Genomic DNA, 5,765 nt, shown 5'->3' with positions numbered 1-5,765 from the left:
GGCCCAATCGACATACATCTCAGCCCCGGGATCATGCTCAATGACCCCAGAAAGCCCTGATGCCTTGACGTATGCGGCCAAACCTCGGCAGAACTGGGAGTACTCATACTTCTTCAAATCCGGTGCACCACCAGTAGCCTGGTAGTCCAACCACAGCGCATACCTGGATTGCTTCGAATCGCGCGCCAACTTATCGGCAATGGCTTTGTAGTCCGGCTGGTCGAAGTCCAAACTCCGATTACCCCGGTGGTCCTGGACAAGGTCATCAAACAACCCAGGAGGAATGCCCCCACGTTGCGTGACGCCATGGTCATCAAGGAGCTTTTTGACTTGGGCGACATCACGACGAGAACACCTCACCGCGGTTGTGATTGCGGAATACGTCTTGCGCTCTAGCAGCATCGACGCAATCCGATAAAGGTCAGCCATCACGGCCTCCTTTTCAAAGAAAAGAACCAGACACGCCACCGCAGGATTACGGCGACGCCGATTCCAATCTTCAAAAACGAACCCCCTCAGTACCAACTACGCCCAACAGTGGTACCAACAACGCGGACTACCGGTTCCAACAACCCCCATTTCGCAGGGGGACCCCGGGTTTGGGTACAAAAAACCGTGGTGGGTGGCTGGACGTTTTATCGTTGCAGCTAAGGGTGTGTTTTTGAGGTGGGGAGTGGGGTGTGGGGTGTCTGTATGGGTGTGATTGTGTGTTTGTTTGTGTCCGCTTAGTTGGGTTTCTGGGAGTCGGCTGGGAGCGTTAAGGGATTTTCCAGATGTTTGGAGGGGTGGTTCGCCGTGAGAGGCGGTACGAAGTGTTTGCAACTGCCTTTTGCTCAAAGTTCTCACCGTCTTGATTCGCTTTCGGCGTGAACGTGAAGCGAAATGGGCCGAGTCTGAGCGTAGGTCGAAGGCTAAAAGTCGTTAGCTCGTGGCGTTGGTCGAAAGGGCGGCCGATTTTGGGGATTTTCGGGTGGTATCGACTTTAAGCTCTCGACCTACGGGTCCTTTCGACCTCCACCCCAGCGCCCCAGCGCGCCACCCCTAACTCCACCCCACACTCTCAACGAGGTGATGAACAGCAAAACCCGGCTCCCTTATTTCAAGGGAGCCGGGCGGCAAATGTGCGGAGGATGTGGGATTTGAACCCACGAGGGTCGTGAAACCCGCACGCGTTCCAGGCGTGTGACATAGGCCGCTAGTCGAATCCTCCAGCGTTCACAGAAGTCACTTCCGTGTACTGGAAAGACAATACACAACCTGGCCATTGCTACACAAATCACCAGTATTACCGGAGGAAACGGAGGGAAAGTTGAGGGGTTCCGTCGGTTTCCGCTAGGGTGAGTGGCAGGACTTCGCATGGCGTGTATCCCATGAACTCCCCCAGGGCAGGAATGCAGCAAGGGTCAGTGGGCTCTGGCGGGTGTGCGGAGTCCCCTTTTTTATGCGTGGCTGCCAGCCCGCCCCCAAACCTCACTGATCCGGCTGACTAATTCCCCTGGGCAGTCTAGAGTTGGAGAGAAAAGCTCGATCCGGGTTGCTCGGCGTCAAGGGCCCAAAACGGCCCATTGATGAAGAGAGCCCGGAAGGACCGGAAGGACTCACAGTTATGGCAGTCGCTGATTTGAATCTTGATGACCTCCGCGCGGAATATGAGCAGCTCAAGGCTAAGAACTTGAAGCTGGATCTCACCCGCGGCAAGCCATCAAGTGAGCAGTTGGATTTTTCCAATGCGCTGTTGAGCCTTCCGGGGGAGAACTTCAAGGCCAAGGATGACACTGATTGCCGCAACTACGGAGGCTTGGTTGGCATCCCGGATATTCGGGAGATGTGGGCGCAGGCTTTGGGTTTGCCGCAGGAGAACGTGATCGCTGGGGATGCCTCGAGCCTCAACATCATGTTTGACATGATTAGCTGGGCATACATCTTTGGCACCAACGATTCGCAGCAGCCGTGGTCCAAGGAGGAAACCGTGAAGTGGATCTGCCCGGTGCCGGGCTACGACCGCCACTTCACCATCACCGAGCACTTTGGCTTTGAGATGATCACGGTGCCGCTCAACGACGAGGGCCCGGACCTGGACGCCGTGCGCGAACTGGTGAAGGATCCCCAGGTCAAGGGTATGTGGTGCGTGCCAGTGTTTGGCAATCCAACCGGCATCACTTTCTCTGAGGCCACCTGCCGCGCCCTTGCGGAGATGGAAACCGCCGCACCGGATTTCCGCATCGTGTGGGACAACGCCTACGCGCTGCATACCCTCACGGACGAGTTCCCCATCAACCACAACGTGCTGGAGTTCGCAGCTCAGGCGGGCAATCCAAACCGATTCTGGTTCATGAGCTCCACCTCCAAGATCACGCACGCGGGTGCGGGTGTGTCCTTCCTGGCAACGAGTACGGACAACCTGAAGTGGTACGAGTCCCATGCGAGCGTGCGCGGCATTGGCCCAAACAAGATCAACCAGCTCGCTCACGCCCAGTTCTTTGGCAACGTGGACGGCATCAAGGCGGTTATGCAGAAGCATGCCGGCAGCCTTGCGCCTAAGTTCGCGCGCGTCCTGGAGATCCTGGAGCACCGCTTGGGCGGCAAGGATGTGGCCACCTGGTCCAATCCAACCGGCGGCTACTTCATCTCTGTGGACGTGGTTGATGGCACCGCTTCCCGAGTGGTGGAGCTGGCCAAGGAGGCCGGCATCGCGCTGACGGGCGCCGGTTCCTCTTTCCCGCTGAAGCAGGACCCGCGGAACCGCAACATTCGCCTCGCACCTTCGCTGCCTCCGGTTGAGGAGCTCGAGGTGGCCATGGACGGCTTTGCTACCTGCGTGCTGTTGGCTGCGGCCGAAAAGGCACAGGCGTAGGGCGCGCAGCATGGATGTAGCGGCCAGCTTGGAGTGGCAACAGGGTTTCTTCCCCGGCGAGCTTGAGCAGGTGGAAGAGGCTCCCTTTGCCTTGGCGTCCACGCGTATCGACGACACCACGTTGGTCACCACCCTGGATTTCCAGCATGTGGACTCCGGGCTGGAAGCAATGGGGTTGGATGTGCGCGCGGAGGTCTTCGCCCTTTCCACTGAGCCGCTGCCGCCGGTTGCCGCCGTGGTGCGTGAGGCATGTGAGCTCGTGGCCACGTCGAACTTTGCAATTTCCGCCCAGCCCGGAACGATTTTGCCTGCACTGGCCGATTTCGCGCGCCTGCCGGGGGAGATCACAGCCCGCCACGGACTGTTTATTGCGCCCTCTACCTGGGAGGAAGGCGTGCCGCAGGTGGTGGAGGAAGGTCGGATGGTGCTGATGTTGCAGCTCATCATGCTCACGCAGGCGGAGTTTGAGTTTGCGCTCACGCACAGCGCGCAGGAGCTGCTGGCAAAAATTGCCTCTGAGCAGGTGCCGGTGCTGGATTGGCGCAGAAGTCCATAGGGTTCAGTAGGCTTTACAAGCGTGGCACTGTATCGCAAGTATCGTCCGGGTTCATTCGCTGAGGTTGTGGGCCAGGAGCAGGTGACTCGGCCGCTGTCCGTGGCGTTGGATAGTGGCAGGATCAACCATGCATACCTGTTCTCCGGGCCGCGTGGCTGCGGCAAGACTTCCTCCGCGCGCATTTTGGCGCGTTCGTTGAACTGCGAGCAGGGGCCTACTTCCACGCCTTGTGGTGTGTGTAATTCTTGTGTGTCGCTGGCGCCGAACGGCCCCGGCAATCTAGACGTGACGGAGCTCGACGCCGCCAGTAACAACGGCGTGGAAGACATGCGTGAGCTGCGCGACCGTGCGGTGTATGCCCCGGCGGAGTCGCGCTACCGCATCTTCATCATCGACGAAGCCCACATGATCACCACCTCCGGCGCCAACGCGCTGCTCAAGATCGTGGAGGAACCCCCGGAGCACCTGATCTTCATCTTTGCCACCACCGAGCCCGAAAAGGTGATTGGCACCATCCGCTCGCGCACCCACCACTACCCATTCCGCCTGCTCACCCCGCAGGCGATGCGCGGGCTGATCGAGCGGACCGTGGCCAGCGAGGGCGCCCAGGTGGAAGACTCCGTATTTCCGCTGGTGATCCGCGCAGGTGGCGGCTCCCCGCGTGACACCCTCTCCGTCCTCGACCAACTCCTGGCCGGCTCCGGCCCCGAGGGACTTACCTACGAGCACGCCCGAATGCTGCTGGGTGCCACCGATGAAACGCTTCTCGACGCGGCCACCGAAGCACTTTCCGCAGGCGATCACGCGGGCTTGTTCACCACGGTGGACAAGGTGATTGAGGCAGGCCTCGACCCCCGCCGCTTCGCCTCTGACCTGCTGGACCGCTTCCGTGACCTCATGGTGCTCCAGGCGGTGCCCGACGCCTTCACCCTGGGCCTGGTGGATGCCCCCACAGACCGCGCGGACATCTTGCGCACCCAAGCGGAGGCCTTTGCCCCTGGCGAAACCGCCCGCCTAGCCGCCATCGTGAACGACGGCCTCTCTGACCTCCGCGGCGCCACCTCCCCGAGGCTGCTGCTGGAAATCCTGTGCGCCAAGATGCTGCTGCCTACCACGGGGGTGGTTGGTGTTGGTGCTGTTGGTGTTGCTGCGGGCGCTGGTGGGGTTGGTGGCGCTGGTGCTGCTGGCGTGATGGACCCAGCAAAAGCACAGGCCGCCGCCAAGTATGACCGCGCCGCCATGCGGAAAGCCCGCGAGGAAGCACAGCAGGCGAAAATGCAGGAGGCTGAGGCGTCTAAGGCTGAGGCGCCGAAGGTTGAGCCGCCGAAGGTTGAACCACAGTCCGTGCCTGCGCCGCAACCGCAGTCGCCACCGGAAACGGTACCCGCGCCGCAACCTCAAGCGGATTCGGATCCGGCGCCATCACCGGAGCCAGAGCAAGCCGCCACCTCCCAGCCAGCGGACCTGGACAAGGATATTCGCGCCAAGTGGGCCGACGTGCGGGCTACCGCATTCAAGCTGAACTCCGTGACCGGAATTATGCTCACGGAGGCCAAGGTGATTGGGTTCCGTGAGGATACGTTGGTGATCGGCCACAACACGGGTGCGCTTGCGCAGCGCCTCAACGACCCTGCAAACAATGAGGTGATTGTGCGCGCAATCGAGCAGGAGCTCGGCGCGAAGGTGCAGGTGGAGTGTGTTGTTGGTACCAACCCGGACCAGGTAAAAGGGGTTAAGGCAACCGCGCCGCAGCAAGTCTGGAATCCTGAGCCGAAACCGAAACCAGAACCCGCACCCGCACCCGCACCCGTAACCGAGCAGCGAGCGGAAGGGCAGGGGCCTGGGGACGTCGGAAATGCTGATGATTCCTGGGGAGAGCCCGCATCGCTGGGAAAAGATGAGGTTCCGCTGCCGCCTGAGCCACCTGAGTTCGAGGCGCCGCCGGAACCCTACGGATATGCCGCCGATGAGGGGATGCCTCAGCCTGCACCAGTGCGAACGGGTGGCAGGGTGGATTTAGGGGCTGCGCGTGAGCAGTTCCGCAAGCGTCAGGCGGAGGCGGAAGCCGCGCCGCAGGAGGCGGCCCAGGATGATCGGGAGGCCCAGGAGCAGGAGATGGCTGAGCAGGCCGCCACTGAGCTGGGAGAACGCGACGCCCGCGACGCCCTCACCGTGGCCATGGACTTGGTGTCTGAGGAGCTCGGCGCGCGCCGAATCTAGGTGTGTGGTGTTATGTCCATGGGGTTTTTGGGCACGGAGTCCATAGACTTGTTGGACAGGGAGTCTAGCTTCTTGTTGGACGGGGAGTCCAAGGGGTTTGTGGACAGGTTTTAGGCGCTGGGTGGTCTACGGCTT

The 5,765-nt window shown here is 61.0% G+C and carries 4 protein-coding genes, 1 tRNA gene and 1 other RNA gene; 4 read left to right on the top strand and 2 right to left on the bottom strand.

What is annotated here, in order from left to right:
- On the bottom strand, window positions 1–429 hold a 429-nt coding region (locus NQ018_RS11150; RefSeq protein ID WP_507134258.1), incomplete at its 3' end, for an IS21 family transposase.
- 695 nt (window positions 430–1,124) lie between these two features.
- Window positions 1,125–1,210 (bottom strand) — tRNA-Ser (locus NQ018_RS11145).
- 133 nt (window positions 1,211–1,343) lie between these two features.
- On the opposite strand from NQ018_RS11145, the gene ffs reads away from it, so the two are divergent.
- From ffs to NQ018_RS11125, 4 genes are all read left to right on the top strand, one after another.
- An RNA gene (gene ffs / locus NQ018_RS11140) (signal recognition particle sRNA small type) lies at window positions 1,344–1,440 on the top strand.
- Between the two features lie 166 nt (window positions 1,441–1,606).
- Window positions 1,607–2,854 carry an aspartate aminotransferase type Ic gene (locus NQ018_RS11135; protein ID WP_257061003.1) on the top strand — a complete coding sequence of 416 codons (1,248 nt, stop codon included), beginning with the start codon at window positions 1,607–1,609 and terminating at the stop codon, window positions 2,852–2,854.
- A 10-nt stretch (window positions 2,855–2,864) separates the two neighbouring features.
- Complete coding sequence (locus NQ018_RS11130) at window positions 2,865–3,410, top strand: suppressor of fused domain protein (RefSeq protein ID WP_257061002.1); 546 nt, start codon at window positions 2,865–2,867, stop codon at window positions 3,408–3,410.
- Between the two features lie 21 nt (window positions 3,411–3,431).
- Window positions 3,432–5,630, top strand: coding sequence for a DNA polymerase III subunit gamma and tau (locus tag NQ018_RS11125; protein ID WP_257061000.1), 2,199 nt, complete (start codon window positions 3,432–3,434; stop codon window positions 5,628–5,630).
- Window positions 5,631–5,765 lie beyond the last annotated feature (135 nt).

Source organism: Corynebacterium kozikiae, assembly GCF_024580965.1.
GTDB classification, from domain to species: Bacteria; Actinomycetota; Actinomycetes; order Mycobacteriales; family Mycobacteriaceae; genus Corynebacterium; species Corynebacterium kozikiae.
The sequence above is the reverse complement of the archived record's forward strand: the minus strand, read 5'-3'. Positions and strand labels throughout refer to the sequence as shown.

Bases quoted from the DNA above. Each gene is read 5' to 3' on its own strand.
- NQ018_RS11130 (WP_257061002.1), top strand. From the start codon at position 2,865: ATGGATGTAGCGGCCAGCTTGGAGTGGCAACAGGGTTTCTTCCCCGGC.
- NQ018_RS11135 (WP_257061003.1), top strand. From the start codon at position 1,607: ATGGCAGTCGCTGATTTGAATCTTGATGACCTCCGCGCGGAATATGAG.